The sequence below is a fragment of the Nocardia sp. NPDC004718 genome (genome assembly GCF_053601535.1).
The window spans coordinates 1-20,599 of sequence record NZ_JBSGCA010000057.1 but is presented as its reverse complement, the minus strand read 5'-3'; the positions used below and the strand labels follow the sequence as shown (position 1 = coordinate 20,599).

The 20,599-nt window shown below is 67.6% G+C and carries 14 protein-coding genes; 2 read left to right on the top strand and 12 right to left on the bottom strand.

All coding sequences use genetic code 11. The features are described from left to right. Window positions 1–3: 3 nt before the first annotated feature. The 10 genes from ACWEH3_RS30360 to ACWEH3_RS30315 form a co-directional block, all read right to left on the bottom strand. On the bottom strand, window positions 4–1,803 hold the full coding sequence (locus ACWEH3_RS30360) for an alpha/beta hydrolase-fold protein (protein ID WP_450016940.1): 1,800 nt from the start codon (window positions 1,801–1,803) through the stop codon (window positions 4–6). Between the two features lie 222 nt (window positions 1,804–2,025). Further along, a complete protein-coding gene (locus ACWEH3_RS30355; protein WP_450016908.1) occupies window positions 2,026–3,066 on the bottom strand; it encodes an alpha/beta hydrolase in 1,041 nt (346 codons plus the stop codon). Window positions 3,067–3,928: 862 nt separating this feature from the next. Further along, a complete protein-coding gene (locus ACWEH3_RS30350; RefSeq protein WP_450016906.1) occupies window positions 3,929–4,990 on the bottom strand; it encodes an alpha/beta hydrolase in 1,062 nt (353 codons plus the stop codon). Window positions 4,991–5,295: 305 nt separating this feature from the next. Further along, complete coding sequence (locus tag ACWEH3_RS30345; RefSeq protein ID WP_450016904.1) at window positions 5,296–6,363, bottom strand: alpha/beta hydrolase; 1,068 nt, start codon at window positions 6,361–6,363, stop codon at window positions 5,296–5,298. Window positions 6,364–6,592: 229 nt separating this feature from the next. Beyond that, on the bottom strand, window positions 6,593–8,533 hold the full coding sequence (gene zomB / locus ACWEH3_RS30340; protein WP_450016938.1) for a flagellar motor control protein ZomB: 1,941 nt from the start codon (window positions 8,531–8,533) through the stop codon (window positions 6,593–6,595). 4 nt (window positions 8,534–8,537) lie between these two features. Beyond that, window positions 8,538–9,464, bottom strand: a complete 927-nt coding sequence (locus ACWEH3_RS30335) for a decaprenyl-phosphate phosphoribosyltransferase (RefSeq protein ID WP_450016902.1) — start codon at window positions 9,462–9,464, stop codon at window positions 8,538–8,540. Between the two features lies 1 nt (window position 9,465). Next, the gene (locus ACWEH3_RS30330) at window positions 9,466–10,017 is read right to left on the bottom strand and encodes a phosphatase PAP2 family protein (RefSeq protein WP_450016936.1); all 552 of its coding nucleotides are present in this window, start codon (window positions 10,015–10,017) and stop codon (window positions 9,466–9,468) included. 74 nt (window positions 10,018–10,091) lie between these two features. Beyond that, the gene (locus ACWEH3_RS30325) at window positions 10,092–12,026 is read right to left on the bottom strand and encodes a glycosyltransferase (RefSeq protein ID WP_450016900.1); all 1,935 of its coding nucleotides are present in this window, start codon (window positions 12,024–12,026) and stop codon (window positions 10,092–10,094) included. 7 nt (window positions 12,027–12,033) lie between these two features. Continuing rightward, entirely contained in the window at window positions 12,034–13,260 is a 1,227-nt protein-coding gene (gene glf / locus ACWEH3_RS30320; protein ID WP_356963340.1) for a UDP-galactopyranose mutase, read from the bottom strand. 243 nt (window positions 13,261–13,503) lie between these two features. After that, window positions 13,504–14,226 (bottom strand): SDR family NAD(P)-dependent oxidoreductase, encoded by a 723-nt coding sequence (locus ACWEH3_RS30315; RefSeq protein WP_450016897.1) that lies wholly within the window; start codon window positions 14,224–14,226, stop codon window positions 13,504–13,506. A gap of 109 nt (window positions 14,227–14,335) precedes the next feature. On the opposite strand from ACWEH3_RS30315, the gene ACWEH3_RS30310 reads away from it, so the two are divergent. Further along, on the top strand, window positions 14,336–14,968 hold the full coding sequence (locus tag ACWEH3_RS30310; protein WP_450016895.1) for a TetR/AcrR family transcriptional regulator: 633 nt from the start codon (window positions 14,336–14,338) through the stop codon (window positions 14,966–14,968). Window positions 14,969–15,018: 50 nt separating this feature from the next. On the opposite strand, the gene ACWEH3_RS30305 is transcribed toward ACWEH3_RS30310, so the two are convergent. Together ACWEH3_RS30305 and ACWEH3_RS30300 are read right to left on the bottom strand one after the other, a co-directional pair. Beyond that, complete coding sequence (locus tag ACWEH3_RS30305; protein WP_450016893.1) at window positions 15,019–15,777, bottom strand: MerR family transcriptional regulator; 759 nt, start codon at window positions 15,775–15,777, stop codon at window positions 15,019–15,021. 189 nt (window positions 15,778–15,966) lie between these two features. After that, window positions 15,967–17,301 (bottom strand): SpoIID/LytB domain-containing protein, encoded by a 1,335-nt coding sequence (locus ACWEH3_RS30300; RefSeq protein WP_450016891.1) that lies wholly within the window; start codon window positions 17,299–17,301, stop codon window positions 15,967–15,969. 355 nt (window positions 17,302–17,656) lie between these two features. Between ACWEH3_RS30300 and ACWEH3_RS30295 the strand changes: the two genes are divergently transcribed. Beyond that, window positions 17,657–20,170: an N-acetylmuramoyl-L-alanine amidase gene (locus ACWEH3_RS30295; protein WP_450016889.1), complete on the top strand. Its 2,514-nt coding sequence runs from the start codon at window positions 17,657–17,659 to the stop codon at window positions 20,168–20,170. The last annotated feature ends 429 nt before the right edge of the window (window positions 20,171–20,599 follow it).

Here is a 20,599-nt window from a genome sequence, read left to right as displayed (position 1 = left end):
CACTCAAAGAGCGTGCAGTTCCGGTTTGCCGTCGCGCAGCGTGATGAAACCTCCCTGGAAGTTCTGCTGCACGCCGTCCGAGATGGGGAACTCGTCGCCGGTGGGGAAGCCGAGTTTGCCGTTCTCGTAGCCGGCGTCGCGCCAAGCATCCAGTATCGGGCCGTTGCGGACCGCCCAAGCGCCGGACACCGGGCTCCAGTAGATGGCCCCGCCTTCGAATCGGCTGAAGCGGCCCGCGTCCTTCACCGTCTGCTCTTCGGCGACCGGGAAGCCGAGCGGACTGTTCTCGAAGCCCAGCTGGGCGTACTTGCCGAGGATCAGGCCTTGGACGCGGTGCACGCCGGTGGCCTGGCTGTAGTAGAACGGACCGTTCTCGAAGGCTTGCACGGCGCCGTCGCGACTCGGTGTCTTGGCCTCCGGCGCTGTCGGGTAACCGGCGGGACCACGTTCGAACCCCTGCTTGCCCCACTCGTCGAAGATCGCGCCACGCACCATTTGAGCGCCGATCTGCGGCGTCCAGTAGAGCGCGCCGTGCTGGAATGCCTGGAACCGGCCGCGGCCGTCTTCCAGTGCGCGTTCCTCGCCCGTCGGCAGCCCGAGCGGTCCGGTAGGTCCTCCCGCCGCCTGGTAACCGGGCCCGAATACGCCGCCGACCGGGTAAGCGCCACTGTCCGGCGTGAAGAACACCCGGCCGCCCTTGAAGTCCTGCGCGGTGCCTCCTGCCACGGCGTACTCTCCGGTGAGGCAATCACCGAGCCAGCCCGCCGCGGCTGCTACCGGGCCGATCGCGCCGCCCGGCTGACAGGCGGGCTTGCCCTGATCGACGCCGAGCGCGGACGCGGCCTGGGTCCAGGACTGACGCATCTCGAAGTCCCAGTACGGCCAGGAATGGGTGCCGGACGGGCGATAGTTCACCTGCGCGGGTATCGCCAGCTTGGACAGCTTGGTCACGAAGTTCTGCGACGTGAGCCGGGAGAGGATCTCCAATCCCATGCCCGCGATGTTGGTGCTCACCCCGGGAATGCCGAGGGCGTGGTCGTAGGGACCGATCGCGCCGCTGCCGCTGGAGACGTAGAGACTGACTCCTCGCAGCTTGTCGGCCAGCACGTACGGGTCGTGCGCCTCCCACTCCGGGTCCGTCTGCCTGCCCCACATGGCGGCGGAGTCGAAGCCGCCCGCATCCCGCATGGCGAACTCGATGGCCTGCGGCATGCCCAGCGTCGTCGTGGTCAGGAACCCCGAATACGACGCGGCGTGCCGCACGAAGCCCGGATTGCGGGCGGCGAGGAACATCGCGGCCGTGCCGCCCATCGAGAGGCCTTCCACGCCCCGCACGGGTGTCGCACGCCAATGACTCTCCAGCAGCGGCGGAAGCTCCTTGGTGAGAAAAGTCTCCCACTTGTAGGTACGGCCGTTGTCCGGCTGGAGCCAGTCGGCGTAGAAGCTGGCCTGCCCACCCACCGGCAGCACCACGGTGACGTTCTTGTCGGCGAAGAAATCGACCGCCCCCGCCTCCTTCGTCCAGCCGCTCTCGTCGTCGGTCGCGCGCAGACCGTCGAGCAGGAACAGGACGGGGAATCTGGCCTCCGGGTGGGCGTTCCAGTCTCTGGCCAGCAGCAGCTGGACCTGGATCGGCACCCCCATGGACGGCGAGGTCACCCACAGCGCGACGCGACGGTCGCTGAGCCACTGGACCTTCTCCAGCGCGGGCGCGGCCACGGCCGCCGTGGGCTCCGCGACGGCGGGAGCCTCGACGGACACGCTCGCGGCTAGCGGGATCACCATCGTGGCGGCGAGCAGCATGAGCCGCTCGCGTGCCGAACGCGCGACGAGACGCCCGCGTATGCCACAGCTACCGCGCGTAATCCCTGCCACAAAAGCTTTGTACTCCCGTTATAGCGACGTTTACGGGAGACACGCGCTGCACAGCAAACAATGTTCGCTGTCGCGCGATCATGGCTGCCCCCGAACGCAATTCAGGCCGCACCGAATCGGTGCGGCCTGAATGCGACGAGGTGGATCAGATCACCAGGCGCCGGTGGCGTCCAGGATCATGTTGCGCGAGGCGAACAGCTCGCCCTCCCAGTACTTCCAGGAGTGGGTGCCCGCGGCCGGGAAGTCGAACCGGGCCGGGATACCCAGCGAGTTCAGGCGGGCCTGGAACGCGCGGGTGTTCACCAGCGACAGGGCCTCCAGCGCCATCCCGTTGCCGGTGTTGAACACGCCGACCGCCGAGTTCGGCTGGTCGTACTGACCCGGCAGGCCGCTGGCGGCCGAGATGTACATCGGCAGGCCGCGCAGCTGCGGCGCGAAGACGAACGGGTCCATCCGCAGCCACTGCGAGCTCCACGGCGCGGCCATCGCGTCGACGTTGTAGCGGCCCGCGTCCAACATCGCGATGCGGATCGCCTCACGCATACCCGGCGCGGAGATGTTCAGGTAGCCCGAGTAGGAGGCGGCGAACTTGAACTGGTCGCGGTGGTAGGCCGCGAGAGCCAGCGCCGCGCTACCGCCCATGGACAGGCCGACGACCGCGTTGTTGGTGCGCGAGACGCCGTAGCCCTCCAGGAAGGCGGGCAGTTCCTTGGTGAGGAAGGTCTCCCACTTGTAGGTGGTCTTCTGGCCGTTGGTGTTCGACGGCGCGTACCAGTCGGTGTAGAAGCTGGACTGGCCGCCGACCGGCATCACCAGGGTGATGTTGTCGTTGCCGAACTGCTGCAGCGCGTTGGTCTCGAACGTCCAGGCGTTGCGGTCGTCGCGGGCGCGCAGACCGTCGAGCAGGTACAGCGCCGCGTTGCCGCCGCGTGCGGCCCACTGCACCTGCACCTTGATCGGGCCCATGCTGGACGGGACCATCAGGTCCTCGAAGCCGCCCGCGGGCGCCCGCAACACCGGCGTGTGCACCGACGGCGCCGCTGCGGCGAAAGTCGGGGTTGCCAGGCCTGCGGCGATCGGTAGCGCCAGCGCGGCGGCACCGACAGCCAGAATTCGATTACGCCAACCGCGAGCCGCGCCTCGCCGTCCCGACTGTGTTCTCTTCGGCGCGGCCGCCCTGCCGAAACGCATGAATCCTGCTCTCTTTCTGCTGTTGTGGTGCCGCTCGCCGCCCGAGGGGCGAAGCGGCACCCGTGTTGCCAACGAGACGCGCGTCACGGACATGGTCCCGACAATCCGATCCCCATGACGGCGCTACAACGATCTGGTCACACTTGCGCTCGCTGGACGATATTCGACGCCCCTCGCTTTAGCAAGATCCGGGTCTTTCCACTGGCCGAAATCCATCCGTTCACGCAAGGTAATGATGCGGTGACCTTATCGCGTTCTCGCGGTGATGTCGTGTTGGAACGCAAGATATTCGCGCTCCTGGCGGGAACTGTCACCGACCCGAGATCTTCGCAATCCCGACACCTCCAGCGCCCTCGCCACAGGCCCTCGGCGCCTCCGAGCGACGGGGCAAAGTCCACCCGGACCAGTGACCGAACCGTGATCGGAACCGTGATCTGCCGTGATAGCCACAGAGGCGACTTCGGGCAAACAGTCCCAAGCAGTGATAACCACTCCACAGCGATCACACAGCAAACATTGAGTGGGATGCCCCCGGACTTCCCCGCATCGCACCCACGTACCCCCTACTACCTACCCCCACTCCCCCAAGCCGGCGCCCCCGAGAACGCGCAGCCCCCTACGGCCAGGAAGACAACTGCACAAACCGCAAACAAATGCCCCCCGCCAATCCCGCCGCACACCAGAAAGCGCAAGTTCCCCACACACTGAACCCACTCGGGTGCGAGTCTTACGAGCGCCGTTCGCGGCGCGGCTCGCGTCAGAGTGGACGAAGCGCATGCGCCGCAGGCGCGAGTCTCGTCCGCTCTGACGCGAGCCAGAGAGGGCCGCGAACACCCAGCGCCGCAGGCGCTGGAAATCCAACTCAGCCGATGTTCGCCGACATATCCGGGATCATTCGCATGGCCTCGTCAGCCCAGTTGTTCCAGGCGTGAATACCGTACGGCGGGAAGGAGTAGACGGCGTTGCCGCCACCCAAGGTCGCCATCCGGACCTGGAACGCGCGAGTGTTAGCCAGCGCCAGGCTCTCCAGCCCCATGCCGTTGAGGGTGCCGAAGCTCGGCGGGTCGCCGGCCGAGGGCAGTCCGCTGGCCGCGGCGATCCAGAGGCGGGTGCCGTTGCGGATCAGGTTGGGCGCGAACACGAAGGGGTCCATCCGCAGCCACTGCGGGCTCCACGGCGGCGCCATCGCGTCGACGTTGTAGCCGCCCGCGTCCAGCATGGCGGCGCGGATCGCCTCCCGCATACCCGGCGCCGAGTTGTTCAAATAGCCGGAGAACGAGCCCGCGAAGCTGAACTGGTCCGGGTGGTAGGCCGCCAGGGTGAGCGCCGCGCTACCGCCCATCGACAAGCCGAAGGCGCCGTTGCGGTTGGGGTTGAATCCCAGGCGATCGCGCAGCGCCCAGCGCAGGTTGTTGGTCAGGAAGGTCTCCCACTGATACCGGTAGCTCTTGCCGGGCCCGCCCGCGAACCCGTCCAGCCCGCCGGAACCGGTGCTGGAGCCCGCGCCTGCCGGGATGCCGAAGAACTCGCTGGGCGCGATCCAGTCGGCGTAGAAGCTCGACATGCCACCGACCGGCATGACCACGTTGATGTTCTGGCTCGCCAGGACTTGCGGGATGTTGGTCTCGATCTCCCAGCCGTTCAGCGTCTCCGGCGCCCGCATGCCGTCCAGCACGTAGGCGACGCGATTGGTGTTGCCGTCGGCGGCACGCAGGATCCGGGTCTTGATCGGACCCATGCCGGAATCGACCCAGAAATCGAAGGCCGCGGGGTCGAACGCCGCCGAGGCCGTGGCGCCCGGACCCGCGATGGTCGCCCCGAGCGGCAGCAGCATCGCCGCGGCGATGCCGAGGGCGGACCGTCGCAACCATGAACCGGCTACTCGGGACCTCTGGGGCCAGCGCTTCCCGCGCGCACTACGCATCACATCGACCTTTCCTTCGGGCGGCCCGGCTAGGCAAACTATTGGCAATCTCAACCGGTCCCTCATCGGACACCAAGACGCGACGCCCACCAAGAAACCGGACGAATCGACCTTGATGCATGCTGTTCGGGTATCAATTGGAAACGAATGCCTTCATGTTGCTGGATAGTGATCCAGACCACAACTACCGAAGCCGTTTTCTCTTCATATTCGTTGCCGAAGTACCCGCGGACGACCGGGTAAACGCCGAAAGGCCGCTCCGCGCCGATGGCGCGAAACGGCCTTTCCTCGCTATGGCCGGGCTACTACCCGATGTTCGCGGACAGATCCGGGATCATCCGGTAGACCTCATCGGCCCAGTAGTTCCAGTTGTGCACACCCACGGCCGGGAAGTCGTAGGTGACATTGTTCGCGCCCAGGGTGAGCATCCGGACCTGGAACGCGCGGGTGTTGGCCAGGGCCAGCGTTTCCAGACCCATCGCGTTGAGCGTGTTGAAGCTGATGCCGTCCGCCCCGCTGGGCAGACCGCTACCGGCGGAGACCCACAAGCGAGTGTTGTTCGCCTTCAGCCGCGGCGCGAACACGAACGGGTCCATCCGCAGCCACTGCGGACCCCACGGCGGCGCCATCGCGTCGATGTTGTAGCCGCCCGCGTCCAGCATCGCCACGCGCAGCGCCTCACGCATACCCGGCGCGGAGATGTTCAGGTACCCGGAGTACGAACCGGCGTAACGGAACTGGTCGGGGTGGTAGGCCGCGAGAGTGAGCGCGGCGCTGCCGCCCATGGAAAGACCGAAGATGCCGTTGCCGTTCGGGTTGAACCCGAGGCGGTCGCGCAGCGCCCAGCGAAGGTTGTTGGTGAGGAAGGTTTCCCACTTGTAAGTGCTGGTCTTGCCCGGTCCGCCCGCGGAACCCGTCAGCAGGCCGGAACCGGAGTTCGCCGAGCCGGTGGAGGACGAGCCCGCGCTGCCGAGGCCGAAGAAATCGCTCGGGCCGTTCCAGTCGGCGTAGAAGCTGGACTGGCCGCCGACCGGCATGACCACGTTGATGTTCCACTTGGTCAGCTCGCGTGCGACCTCGGTATCGATCTCCCAGCCGCTCAGGTCGGTACGCGCCCGCATGCCGTCCAGCGCGTACACCACGCGGCCGGTGTTGCCATCGGCGGCGCGGAAGATGCGCGACTTGATCGGCCCCATTTCGGAGTCGACCCAGAAATCCATGCCATCCGGATTGAACGCGGCGGACGCCGGGGCGGCAGGGCCTGCCACCGACACCCCGAGCGGTAGCAGAACAGCCAGCGAAACCAGCATGGACCGCTTGAGCCAGGAACCCGCTCTTCGAGAATTCAGACGACGCCCGATCACGCCTCGCATCAGTTTCAACCTTTCGTTTGCACAGCGACAGCGGCAAGCCGTCCACACGGTAACCCGTCGATGCCCACGACCGGTGGACGCCAGGCCGGGCATACGGTCGTAGCGTATATCGGTATCGACACGGTGGCGTTACCAAAAAGAGATAAAGCGGCGTACGCCACTTTATCTACCTCGCAAAATGGGACCATTGGGCCCACCGTGCCCAGTGGGCCCAATGTGATTCACGGGATCAGCGCTGCGCGGCCGGTTGCGGGAAGGGATCGACCAGTCCGCACCGCTGGATCTCGTACTTCGGGACGCGATCGATGCGGTACTTCGCGAACCGCAACGCGTTGCGCAGGTTGTGCCGGAAACGCTCGAAGGTGAGCGGATCGCGGTAGGAGATCAACAGCGCCTGGGTGTCCGGGCAGGACATCGCGGTGCGCGCCTGGGCGACCCACTTCTCGTCCAGGTACCAGGGCATCCACGGTTTCTTGTCCACCATGCCGGTATCGACGACGACCCAGTCCGGGTACAGGCTCTTGTCGTGGCCGATCCGGCCGTCGGTGAGCCGGTCGGTGTGCGCGGCCAGCGGGTAGGCCAGGCCCATCGGATCGATCACGGACACGTCCAGCGGAACGTTCATGCTGGTCATGCCGAGATTCAGGAAGTAGACCGTGTGCCCGGCGCCACCCTCCGGAATCGGCTGGGGCGGCGGAGCGATGTACCAGAACATGAACGACGGCGAATTGAGCAGCAGACCGCCGTTCGGAGTGGCGGTGATGTCGTCGACCATCGCGCGGATGCGCGGGTAGTCCAAGTAATCCTCGGCCAGGATCGGGTGGTCGTGCCCGGTGTTGAGCACGTAGTAGACGCGCTCGTCGACGATGCCGGTCGAAGTGATCTTGGTGCCGGTCTTGATCGCGGTGGTGTCGGCCGCGAACAGCGCCCACCCCGCGACGCCGACGAATGCCACGGCCAGCGCCGCGTAGGACCAGTCGGCGGCGGTGGCCGCGCGCACACCGCCCTGCGGCGCCCGGATCGGAATGACCGCGACCGGGAGCAGGAACAGGAACAGCTGGGGCAACAGCATTCGGCCGTGCATGAAGTCGCCACCGACCCGAAGCGCGTAAATGGTCAGGAGGAACCCGCTGGCCAGAACCGAAGCGACCACCGCGCCCGGCGAGCGCAACCACTCCCGGATGCGGCCGATCGACCAGCCACGCGCGTCTTCGTTTCCGGCACGCGAGTTCCGAGTCGCACCCGTGCGAGCGGCGAGCACACCGGCGATCAGCAATACCAGCAGCGGCGCCCACAGGAAGTACGGACCGACGAGGTCCCAGAGGTAGGTGAAGCCCTGCCCCCACTTGGCGCCGCCCGCGTCCTTCGCGACGGCGGTGTTCGGGTAGGGCAGGCCGTAGTAGCCCATCCGCCAGATCTGGTAGCCCAGCGGCACCAGTCCGGCCACCGCGACGATCACCGCGCGCAGCACGATCGGCCGCAGCCTGCTCTCGGGCATGGGCGCGCAGAAGATCATCAGCAGCGCGAGCGCGCCGACCAAGGTCATCTCGGGACGGATCAGCGGGGCCAGCCCCGCGAGGAAGACCAGTCCGAGCAGGGCCGGCAGGCGCACCGACTTGGCCTGGCTCCAGCGCAGCAGCTGCCACCACAGCAGGCCGATCCAGCAGATCACCAAGCCGCTTTCCAGACCCGAGGTGGCGTAGTCGCGGGCCGGGGGCAGTGCGATGTAGACCAGCACGCCCGCGGGCAGCAACAGCCCGGTGCGGGTCCCGCCCCACAGGCGCGCCGAACCGAGCATGGCGAACACGACCGCGGCCAGCGAGACGGTGAGCGCGACGCCGAGCACCACGTACTCGAGCCGTGCCTGGGTCAGCCAGCTGAAGAACCAGACCAGGTAGGTCCACGCGGTGCTGGTGTTGGTTTCGACGCGCTCGCCCTCGTTGAAGACGGGGCCGTTGCCCGCCAGCAGGTTGCGCACCGTGCGCAACACGATGAGACCGTCGTCGGCGATCCACCGCCGCTGCCAGCCCCCGACCGCGAAAAGAACAACGGTGAGCGTGATCCCACCGACGAACGTGGCTTTGGACAGACGCGCGAACCGCGACGCGGAGCCGGACGACTCATCGGCCGACCGCTCCGCCGCGTATTCCGTTCGCTCCGCCACCAGCATCTCGTCAGGTGAGATAGACAGCGACACCTACCGCTCCGATCCAGGCGATTGCGAGGAACTGCAGGACGCGGTCCCCCAGCGCGATCTCTTCCGGCTCCCCGGCCTCGCCCCCATCGACGTCGACCGCGTAACGCAGGATTGCGATGGTAAACGGGACCATCGAGATCGCGAACCAGTTGGTGTCCTTGATGCCGTCCTGCTGGAATGCCCACAGCCCGTAGAACACCACCACCGCCGTCGCGGCCAGCGTCCAGATGAAGCGCAGGTAGGTGGGCGTGTAGTACTCCAGCGACTTGCGGATCTTGGCGCCGGTGCCCAGCGCGATCTGCAGCTCCGCGTAGCGCTTGCCCGCCGCCATGAACAGCGAGCCGAAGGCCATGATCAACAGGAACCACTGCGACAGCTCGATGTCGGCCGCCGCGCCACCGGCGACCGCGCGCAGCAGGAAGCCGGAGGACACGATGCAGATGTCCAGCACGGCTTGATGCTTGAGCCCGAAGCAGTAGGCCAGCTGGATGCCGATGTAGACCGCCATCACCACGGCGAGATGCCACGAGGCGAGGAACGAGCCCGCGATCGACCCGGCCAGCAGCAATGCCGACAGCAGGTAGGCCAGGTTCACCGGGACGACGCCCGCGGCGATCGGCCGGAACCGCTTGGTCGGATGCGCCCGGTCGGCCTCCACGTCGAGCGCGTCGTTCACCAGGTAGATGCCCGATGCCGCCATGCAGAACACCACGAAGGCGATGCCGACGTGCGCGAGCACGTCCACGTTGGTCGCCGTGCCCGCGGCCAGCGGCGCGGCGAGCACCAATACGTTCTTGACCCACTGCCGCGGACGGACTGCCTTGAACAGACCGCCGGCCAGCGTCTTGGGCGGGCCCTTGACTACCGCCTCGGCCAGGTCGGCGCCGGTCGGCTCTTCACTCATGTCAACGAAGGCTCTTTCTTGTGCGGTCACTGTCGAGTCTCTTTTCGGCGGCGATCAGGGCGGCGGCGGACGCGGCGCCGAGCGCGGAACCGGCGAGCACGTCGGTGGGGTAGTGCACCCCGAGGACCACCCGCGAAAGCAGCATCGGGGGGACGAGCACCGCAGGCAAGGGTAGCCCGGTCAATCTGCCGAGCAACACGGCCGCTGCCGTCGTCGAGGTCGCGTGCGAGGACGGGAAACTGAGTTTGCTCGGCGTCCCCACGTTGACCTGCACCGACGGATCGTTGGGGCGCGGACGGCGAACGACGCGCTTGATGACGATCGAGGCCGCGTGCGCGCCGACCGCGCCGACCGCGACCCCGGCCCACTGTCTGCGCCGCGGCTTGTCCACCAGCCAGCCCGCGGCGGCGATGCCGACCCAGCCGAGCGCGTGCTCGCCGAAGTGCGACAGGCCACGCGCGGCGGACACCACGGCGGGCTTGCTGCCGAGGGTGGCTTGCACCGCGTTGATGATCGCGACCTCCGGCGGCGCCTGCCCGGCCTGCGCGGACACCGGGCCGCCGTGACCGTTGGCGCTGTGCAGCGGCGACTGCACCGCCGCGTCGTCGGCGGCGCTCGCTCCGAGACTCACTGCTGCTCATCCTCCGTGTCGATGCCGAAGACCTTCTCCCACGCCGCGGTGCTGGTCAGCTGCGGGTGAGCGGCGCGGTAGCGCTGCTGCATCTCCGGGAAACGGGCGGCCAGCTCCTTGCGCAGGCGCATGGCCTCCTTGAACAGGCCGAGTGCCTGGCGGGGGTCGCGCTTGCGGTATACGACGCCGCGGCCGTCGGCCGTGGTGACGGTGACGCCGTCGACCTGCGAGAGCAGGAACCAGCGCGCGTCCAGCGTCGGCACGTTCAGCTGCGGGGTCTCGTGGTGTTCGGTGCGCGCGGAGCGGAAGTTGTGCACCACGCCCTTGGTCAGCCGCGCCACCTTGGCGATCGGATTGGCCGGCTCACCGACCGCCCCCACGCCGATGTGGCTGGCCAGCGGCAGTTCGGTGGACGAAGGCAGGATCACCGCGTCCGGGTACTGCTTGCGCAGCTCGTGCACCGCCCCCAGAGCGCTGGGCAGTAGCTGGAACAACCGTTCCGGGCCTGCGAGGAAGTCGCGGATGGCGAGGTTCTGGATCGCGACCGTCGAGTACTCCAGGCACAGCAAATGCTTCAGCGTCGCCTTGATCGTGTTGACGACCATGCCGCGCCCGTTGCCCGGCAGGTGCAGCGAGGCGACGACCAGGCGATTGCGCAAGTGGAAGTACGCCTGCCAGTCGATGGCGTCGTCCTTGTCGCTCCACGCCATGTGCCACACCGCCGCGCCGGGCAGCGTGACGGTCGGGTACCCGGCCGCGCGAGCGCGCAAGCCGTACTCCGCGTCGTCCCACTTCAGGAACAGCGGAAGCGGCTGGCCGAGCTCCTCGGCGACGCGCCGCGGGATGACACAGGTCCACCAACCGTTGAAGTCGACGTCGATGCGCCGGTGCAACAGCTTCGAGTTGTCCCGGTCCTTGAGCGGATACTTCGAGAAGTCGTGGTCGTACTCGACGTTCGGCGCCGCGGTCCACATGAAGATGCCGCGATCGACCACTTCGCCCATGACGTGCAGGTGCGAGCGCTCCTGCAGGTTGAGCATCTGACCGCCGACCAGCACCGGCGACTTCGCGAAGCGGGCGAAGGCCAGCGCGCGCAGGATGGAGTCCGGCTCGATCTCGATGTCGTCGTCCATGTAGACGATGTACTCGGCGTCGGTGGTCTTCAGCGCCTCGTACATGACCCGGCTGTAGCCGCCGGACCCGCCGAGATTGGGCTGGTCGTGGATGGACAGGCGATCCCCGAGCGCAGCCGCCGATTCCGCGAAGCCGGGCTCGTCGACGACCTTCTTCGTGCCCTGGTCCGGGATGATGACGGCCGCGACCTTCTCCAGCACCAGCGGGTCGGAGCCGAGTGCGGCGAGCGTCTTCACCGCGTCGGTGGGCCGGTTGAAGGTGGGCATGCCGACCGCGATGCTGCCCTCGCCGGGCGCATCGATCGGCGCGTACCAGCCGCCCGACAGCAGCGTGACCGCCGTGTCGGTGGTGATGTCGAACCAGATCCAGCCGCCGTCCTCGAACGGGCCGAGGTCGGTCTCGAATTCGACGACCACCGAGTCGGCGCCGGTCGCGACTGCGAATTCCTTGCCCTGCACGTGGATTCGCGAGCCGTCGGCCTTGGATCGGTACACGTCCACCCGCCCGTGACCGGCCAGTTCCAGCCGCAGCACCACCGAAGACAGGATGCTCCAGCGCCGCCAGTAGCTCGCGGGCAGCGCGTTGAAGTAGGTGCAGAAGGAGACCTCGGACTCCGCGCCGATCGACAGCGACGTACGGGTGGTCGCGTGCGCGCGCCTGGCGTTGGTCTGCGACTCCTCGACGTAGAGCGTGCGCACGTCCAGCGGCTCGCCCGGCCGGGGCAGGATGATGCGCTGCAACAGCGACTTGGCGCGGGTCTCGGTGGTCATGTCTTCCAGAATGGATTGGGAGGTCATTCCGCTCCTAAGCCTCCTGGTCCACGAGCGGCGCACCATCCGCAAGATGCGGGTGCAGCACGTTGTCGAACGTGCTCAGCGCGCTGCCGATCGCCATGTGCATGTCCAGGTACTGGTAGGTGCCGAGACGGCCGCCGAAGACGACCTTCGCCGTGGCGGTCTCCTGCTTGGCCAGCTCCCGGTAGGCCAGCAGTTTCGCCCGGTCCTCCGGTGTGTTGATCGGGTAGTACGGCTCGTCGCCGGTCTGCGCGAACCGGGAGTACTCCCGCATGATCACCGTCTTGTCGGTGGGGTACTCGCGCTCGGGGTGGAAGTGGCGCGGCTCGATGATGCGGGTGTAGGGCACGTCCGCGTCGTTGTAGTTCATCACCGAGGTGCCCTGGAAGTCGCCGAGCGGCAGCACCTCGGTCTCGAAATCGATGGTGCGCCAGCCCAGCTCGCCTTCGCTGTAGTCGAAGTAGCGGTCCAGCGGGCCGGTGTAGACGACCGGCGCGTCCGGGCTCTCGGCGCGCAACTGCTCGCGCACTTCGAACCAGTCGGTGTTCAGGCGCACCTCGATCAGGTCGGAGGCGGCCATGTTCTCCAGCCACTTCGTGTAGCCCTCGCGGGGCAGGCCCTCGTAGGTGTCGTTGAAGTAGCGGTTGTCGAAGGTGTAGCGGACCGGGAGGCGGGTGATGTTGCCCGCGGGCAGTTCCTTCGGGTCGGTCTGCCACTGCTTGGCGGTGTAGTCGCGGACGAACGCCTCGTAGAGCGGGCGGCCGATCAGCGAGATGGCCTTCTCCTCGAGGTTCTGCGCGTCCTTGGTCTCGATCTCCGAGGCCTGCTCCGCGATCAGCGCGCGCGCCTCTTCCGGCGAGAAGTAGCGGCCGAAGAACTGGGAGACCAGGCCGAGGCCCATCGGGAACTGGTAGGCCTGTCCCTTGTGCATCGCGAAGACGCGGTGCTGGTAGCCGGTGAACTCGGTGAACTGGGTGACGTAGTCCCATACCCGCTTGTTCGACGTGTGGAACAGGTGCGCGCCGTACTTGTGGATCTCGATCCCGGTTTCCGGATCCGGCTCGGAGTAGGCGTTGCCACCGATGTGGTGGCGCCGTTCGATCACCAGAACCCGTTTACCCAGCACGGAGGCGGCGCGTTCGGCAACGGTCAGCCCGAAGAATCCGGAGCCGACGACGATCAGATCGAACTGTGAGGCGGAATGGACGGAGGTACCCGGGGACGATGCGACGGTCACGGGAGCCCAGAGTATCGGAAGTCCCCGCCGCGTCCGGGTGGAGTCGGAACTGCGCTGAGCGACACCACTCGCCGCACCCGGTTTCACGTTCCTGACCTCAGCATTTCGCCGGATGTTTGCCCAAATGGACTTCTTTGGCAACTGACCGGTTGTTTACTGCCGCGGCCCGGTGAGCGCGCTCGGCTCCGGGTGCTCCCGGTCGCCGGAGCCGGTGCGCGCTCGAGGGTCTTCTCGGGACGGGTCTCAGACCGGGAAACCTACGTCGAGCTCCACCTTGTCCCGCTCGGTGTACAGCCGCCAATAGTGATCGCCGAGCTCGTCGCCGCTCATACGGACGATCTCCAGGCCAGCCGGGATCACTTCCGGATTCTCATCGATGATCTGCGCGGCTTTGCTGCCGTCGATCAGCACGCCGATGTTGAGCAAGCCGACGTAGACGCCGGTACCGCGCAATTCCACCTCGAGCTGGCGCAGGTAACCGCGCTGCGCGGCCAGCGCGATGCCGAAGTTGGCCAGATAGGGCGCCACGTAGTGCTCGGACGAACCCGAGGAGAACAGCAGCGCGCCTTCGCCTCGCTCCACCATCTTCGGCGCGAGCGCGCGCGTCACCAGGATCGGCGAGTGCAGCTTCAGCGCGATGGGCGCATCGAGGGAAGGGATATCCACCGCCAGGGTGGAAGGGATGCGATCGCTCATGTTGCCCGCCGCGCCGTGCATGGCCGCGTCGATCGGCCCGAACGTCGCCTCGATCTTCTCGATCACCCCCGTGACCTGCGCGCCAACCGTGACATCCGCGGGAAAGGCCGCGGCCTCGATGCCTTCGGCCGTCAACTCCTCCGCGTGCCGCCGCGCCTTTTCGGGATCCCGGCCGATGACGGCCACCCGGAAGCCTTCGCGGCCGAATCGGCGTCCTGTGCCGACGCCGAGGCCGGGTCCGTACCCGAAGATCGCGATGGTCTTGGACATTGCCACTCCTGATTAAGTTGAGACATGGTTCAAGTTACGCGATGGACAGTAGCATTAAGTTGAACCAATGCTCAACATATGTGTGTTGCCCGATTTGTAGGATCGGCCCGTGGACAAGCCGTTACGCAGCGATGCCCAGCGCAATCGGGACGCGCTCGTGACCGCCGCCCGCGCCGTCTTCGAGGAACGCGGTCTCGACGCGCCGCTGAAAGAGATCGCCGCCCGCGCCGGGGTGGCCATCGGCACGCTCTACAACCGCTTCCCGACCCGCGACGACCTCATCGCGGCCGCGGTCGAGGACCGGATCGAAGCGGGCAGCCGTATCGCCGAGAACGCGCTCGCCATCGATGACCCGTGGGAGTCGTTCGTCTACCTGGTGGAGCAGGTGTGCGCGTTACAGGCCGCCGACCGGCTGCTCAGCGAACTCGCCGTGCGAGCCGCACCCAGTCGCGCCATCGCGCAGGCCCAGGAACACGGTCACGGCCTGATGCGCCGGATCATCACCCGCGCGCAGGAGGCCGGCGTGCTGCGCGCCGACTGGGTACTCGAGGACATCGCGTTCATCACCTGGTCACACACCAGAATCGTCGAGGCGACCAGTCATATCGCGCCCGAAGCCTGGCGGCGCCACCTCGGTCTGATACTCGACGGCTTGCGCGCGGAGGCCGCCCACCCGCTTCCCGTGCCTCCGATCACGGAGGACCAATTGATGCACGCGCTCGGACGCGACGACGAAAGTTGATCCGGCGGCCGGTACGCGCACCTGCGTACCGGCCGCCGGAGAGTTGTGCGCTACAGCCGCTGCTCGGCGTAGACCTTCATCGCGTCGCGCACGAACTCGGCGGTGCCCGCGCCGTGCACGTCGTAGTTCGCCGCGAACCGCGGGTCGGCGACGTACATCTCGCCGAGATCGACGAACGCCTCCCGCACCACCGGACGACCCTGCCAGCCGATGCCGATCCACTCGTAGTGGCGCTGGACGATGGCCTGCACCTCGTCGGCGTCGGGCGCGAGTCCGTCGGCGTGCGCTCGGCCGTAGTCGGCGGCGATGTCGAGATGGATTTGCTGGAAGTTCTTCTTGTCCGCGTCGGACATCGAGCGCCACCAGCGGTCACCGCTCTCGTAGGCGTCCTTGCCCCAGCGTTCGATCACCTCGTCCTTGTACTTCGTGTGGTCGAAGCCGTCGAAAACTTCTGCTGCCACGAGTTGTTCACCTCTTTCCGTCTTGTGCAGCGTGGTTCGCACCGAGTCGATCTGCCGCCGGATCCGATCCTGTTCCTGCCGGAGCAGTTCCAGGTGCGTACGCAACGCGGCAGCGGTTTCCTGCTCTCCGGCAAGGACTTCGGCGATGACCGGAAGGCCGAGGCCGAGTTCACGCAGCAGCAGGATGCGTTGCAACCGCACGAGGGAGTGCTGGTCGTAGTACCGGTAGCCGTTGGCTCCGATCCGGCTGGGCGGCAACAGCCCCAACTGTCCGTAATGGCGCAGCGTGCGACTGGTGGTACCAGCCGCCTTCGCCAGATCCTGGATGGACCACTCCTTGCCGCCCACGACCCGTCTTCCCTCGTGCTCTCGTCGGTGTAACCAGCTTGCAAGTTGACGTTACGTCAAAGTCAACCTCGAAAAACACAGCTGGTACGAGACCCATCGTCCGAACGACGCTTTGCTCGCGGGTTCGTGCGCGCACCGGCCGAGTCGCACGGACCGGGCCGGAGGGACGAGACCCGCGGCGGCGTCGCATCAACTGGACGGCACGGCCGCGGCAGGCGGGGATGCGGGCGGCGATTCTGCGATTCGAGACTTCTCCGCTGAGGGTTGCATCCCGATGACTGGCGCAGGTCCGCCGGCAGGTGCGGTGCCTGCCTGTCCAGGCTGGGCCGCACCGCCAGGCGTGGAAGCGGCACCAGGCGATGTCCCAGCCGGAACCTGTTGCGCACCGGCAGCTTCCGGCACCGCCTGCACCATGCGCGAGTAGTCCACGACCTGCGCGCCCAGCGTGGGCGTCACGATGATCATGCCGTTGGTGTACATCCGGTAGATCCCCGCACGCTGCGGCAGGATCATCTGCGGTCCGACCGGCGCACCGAGGGAACTGTTCGCGCCGCCGATACGGCGGTACTCGGCATCGATCGCCGACTCGGTGACCTGCGCCGCCGACTCGGTGACCGCCGCCTGCGTCCGTGGATCGTCGGCCGGAGCGGTGGTGAGCAGCTCACCGGGCGCCGGCCCGACGTCCATGGTGTGGATATCCGCCGGTTCCCCACCGCCCGGTGCGGCGGAGTACTCCGTCCGCAGGATCCGGCCTTCGCGCAGCAGTACCGCGCCCGCCGTGGCCGCGACGGCGGCCGCCGTCCGCGGGTCCTCCCGCGCGGTACCGGGATACTCCTGACAGGCCGTCGTGTCGCACGTCTGCGCGTACGGATAACGCTGCTCGGCAAAGGCATACGAGCGGGCCGCGATCGCCTGGGCACGCAACGCCTCGACCGCTCCCTTATCCGCCCAGTTGGGTGGCATCTCGGCCGGGACCACGCCGAGGAGATAGTCCTCGACATCCACCTGGTTGATCGTGCGTGCCGCGCCATCCTCGAGGGCGACGCCGAGGGCGCCGCGGTACGACGGACCACCGCACACCGTGAGATGTTCCGCCACAGGGCGATTCGGACGTGCGTCGATGGGATGAATCCAGGGGTCGTCGGTCGGCGCCTGCCACAGCACCTCACCGTCGCAGCCGACCGTCACCACCACATTCGCGCCGCCATCGGGCAGCGGCGTGAGGTGTGCGGCCTGGCCGGGCGGCACCTGTCGGCCCGCCACTCGCAGGCCGGTCGCGGCGAAGGTGTCGAGCGAGGAGCCGTCCTGTGCCGTGAGGCGGACCCGAACAGGGGAAGGCGCGACGGTGCCGAGCGTCGCACCGGGGTAGTAGTGCGCGAGGATACGGTCGGCTCCCCACCCCGCTCGGGCGCTTTCGTACGCGCCGACCTGGCTCAGGCCTCGGCCGTGCCCGGGTCCGGCCAGCGGGCGATACGGCACGTCGCCCGGCCGAGCCGGAAGCGCGGCGAGGGCTCCAGCGATCACTCCGGCTCCGACGAGCAACAGTGAAGTGCGCACCAGGAGGCGAATCGCTCGCCGATGCGGACGCCCGGTTCGGCCCCGGCTCATTGATATCGCTCTCACCTGCATTTTCCTGATCTCCGCATGCGCGTATTACGATGCATCCGTTCACTCCCACGGTCTACAGATCCGGTAGATCTCCACCTATTCCGCACGTTTTCCAGACGCGCTAGCAATCATCGAGCTACATTCAGGCAATCACATAATCCTCAACCAGAGGTTTAGCCATGTGACAAATGTGGCAATTGTGACTGTTGATACATCAGGAAGTGACCCTGAATCACACATGATCACTGGTACGACCTGATTGGAGACGCTCGTGCGGTACCGCAAACCGAAACGCTCCTACGTGCTACCGGTTGTCACCACCCTCGCGGTAGCTGCCCCGCTCGGCACGCTCATGCTCAGCGATTCGAACGACTACCGCACCGCCACCAACAGCGAGCCGGCCGCCGTCGCGGCCGAACTCGCCGAGGTCGCACTCACGCGCGCGCCCGATATCGTGTTACCGCTGCGCGAACTCACCGGATTGAGCCTGCCTGATCTGCATCTTTCCGATCTGCGCATGCTGCAGAGCGCCCCGGGCATTCCGATTCCGGACGGGCCGCTGCCACCAGGCGCGCAGCCACCGGAAGGAATGCGACTACCCAGCTCGAATTCCGTCCAAACCTCCGGTTCGGAATTCACTCCGAGTCACACACCCGAAAGCCCGAATTCCGCTGGTCAGCCGATTTCTGGGGCGCCAACGAGCAGTGTGCGCTTCATCGCCGATCCCACCCGGCTCCAGCCCGGCACCACTCCCGACACCCCCGCGTTGTCTCCCGGTGCGGTGGCCCCCGAACTGATGAGCCAGGTGGGGGCGCAGGTGAAGGAACTCTCCAGCGGCACCTCGTTCAGCATGGTCGCACTCACCGCGCGCCGACTGGCGGACACCAAGGCCACGATCCGCGCCCGCCAGCCCGACGGCACCTGGGGGCCCTGGTACGACACCGAGGCGGTGGACACCTACCGCACCGATCACTCCGGTCCCGGCTCGACCGACGGCACGGAGCCGATCTACGTTGGCAACACGAACGCCGTGCAGGTCCTGGTCACCCGTAAGCAAGCAGCTCCGACGATCCAGCCGGTGGCGCGGCCCGGACCCATCGCGGACGACCAGTCGCGACCGGGCGACCCGGCTCCGCACCCCGCCGCGCGTTCCGACGACCCGGCCCAGCAGTCCGCGGACCTGACCGCCGTGCTGATCGATCCCGGTCGCGCCACCGCCGACGGCGACCTGCACAGCGTCGCCGCCGCGCTGCCCGGCGGCGGACCGAGCGTGATCACCCGCGCCCAGTGGGGCGCCGACGAATCCATCCGCTGCGACCAGCCGACCTACGACGACCATCTCGGCGGCATCACGGTGCACCACACCGCGGGCCGCAACGACTACAGCAAGTCCGAGTCGGCGGGCATCGTCCGCGCGATCTACACCTATCACGCGAAGACGTTGGGCTGGTGCGACATCGGCTACAACGCGCTCGTCGACAAGTACGGCCAGGTCTTCGAGGGACGCTTCGGCGGCCTCGACCGCCCGGTGCAGGGCGCGCACGCGGGCGGGTTCAACGAGAACACCTCGGGCGTCGCGCTGATGGGCAACTACGAGTCCGAGCAACCGACAGAGCAGGCGATCCAGGCGGTCGGCGCTTTCGTCGGGTGGCGCGCCAAGGTCGCCGGACTCGATCCCAAAGGCTCAACCACGATGTATTCCGAGGGCACCTCCTTCACCTCGTACGCCGAGGGTGAGGCGGTGCGGTTGCCGATCGTCTTCGCACATCGCGACGTCGGCAACACCACCTGCCCCGGCGACGCCGCGTACGCGCTGATGGATCGGATCCGCGACATCGCCGCCGGTACGCCGGGCGCCCCCGGCACGCACGACAGCCAGGTTGCCCCGCCCGGCGAATCCGACGTGGCGGGCCTCGCCGCGCTGACCACCAAGCTGCTGAACATGGTGCAGGACAACATCATCGCCAGGCACTGGTCGCAGTCCGGTGGACCGAACGGCCCGCTCGGCGCCGCGCGGTCGGACGTGCTGGCCGCCGCGCAGGGCAGGCAGTACGCGAAGTTCGCCAACGGCTACGTCTACACCGCCGCGGACGGACAGGTCGTCGAAGTGCTCGGCACCATCCTGGACCGCTTCCTGCAACTCGGCGCCGACACGGGTGCGCTCGGACTCCCCCTGCGCAACGCGCACCCGGTCTCCGACGGCCTGCGCGCCGACTTCGAGCACGGCTCGCTGATTCTCAACCAGCTCACCGGCATCGTCACGACGATATGGAAGACCTACAACGACACCTACCAGGAGGAAATGAGCCGGAACCCGGTCGCGGCGCAGGTGAGCGCCCCGATCCCGCACCATCCCCCGGCTCCAGCCGCATCGGCCGACGGAGCTCCGGCCGTCACGGCTCCCGGTAGCGCACCGATTCCGAACGGCGCCCCTGCCGCGGCTACACCCACACCGGCCAATGGAGTTCCGGCCGGCACGGCTCCGGGCAGCGCACCGATCCCGAACGGCGCCCCCGCCACGGCTACACCCACACCGGCCAATGGAGTTCCGGCCGGCACGGCTCCGGGCAGCGCACCGATCCCGAACGGCGCCCCTGCCACGGCTACACCCACACCGTCGATCGGCCCGGCGCCCGCGGCACGAACCCCACTCGCCCAGGCCCCGGCAGGCGCACCGGCATCGACCAGTCCGCCACAGCTACCCCCACAGCACCCCGCCGTACACCCGCCACACGGCCCGGCCCCAGCCGAAGCCGCGTTCCCCGCTCCACCGCGATTACCTTAGGGCTGACGCCACCACCGAGGATTGATCCCGGACAAGTTGCCCCTCTCGGAGCTCGCGCCCCGCGCGGGCTCCGAGTCGTTTCAGGCACATACCCATGGCCTTGTGGGTCGGACATGCCGAAGCCGCGGTCACTCGACCCCGGCAAACCAATCGGCCACCAGATGGCCCCGAACACCCCGTCGGCCCCCTCGGACCCGAACCGCGCGCACCGTTTCCCCGCGCGCACCGTTTCCCCGCGTTCCCCGCGCGCACCGCTTCCCCGCGTTCCCCGCGCGCACCCTTTCCCCAGGTCGGAGACCAGCGCGCCCAGCCAACCTCAACCACGTCTTCCGAGCGAAGCGAGACCGAGCATCCGCCGTTCGCGGCCCGGCTCGCGTCCGAGCGGCCGCCGCGTACGCGACGAAGGAGCAAGCGGCGGTCGCTCGGACG

Bases quoted from the DNA above. Each gene is read 5' to 3' on its own strand.
- ACWEH3_RS30360 (WP_450016940.1), bottom strand. From the start codon at position 1,803: ATGCTGCTCGCCGCCACGATGGTGATCCCGCTAGCCGCGAGCGTGTCC.
- ACWEH3_RS30355 (WP_450016908.1), bottom strand. From the start codon at position 3,066: ATGCGTTTCGGCAGGGCGGCCGCGCCGAAGAGAACACAGTCGGGACGG.
- ACWEH3_RS30350 (WP_450016906.1), bottom strand. From the start codon at position 4,990: ATGCGTAGTGCGCGCGGGAAGCGCTGGCCCCAGAGGTCCCGAGTAGCC.
- ACWEH3_RS30345 (WP_450016904.1), bottom strand. From the start codon at position 6,363: ATGCGAGGCGTGATCGGGCGTCGTCTGAATTCTCGAAGAGCGGGTTCC.
- zomB (WP_450016938.1), bottom strand. From the start codon at position 8,533: ATGCTGGTGGCGGAGCGAACGGAATACGCGGCGGAGCGGTCGGCCGAT.
- ACWEH3_RS30335 (WP_450016902.1), bottom strand. From the start codon at position 9,464: ATGAGTGAAGAGCCGACCGGCGCCGACCTGGCCGAGGCGGTAGTCAAG.
- ACWEH3_RS30325 (WP_450016900.1), bottom strand. From the start codon at position 12,026: ATGACCTCCCAATCCATTCTGGAAGACATGACCACCGAGACCCGCGCC.
- ACWEH3_RS30315 (WP_450016897.1), bottom strand. From the start codon at position 14,226: ATGTCCAAGACCATCGCGATCTTCGGGTACGGACCCGGCCTCGGCGTC.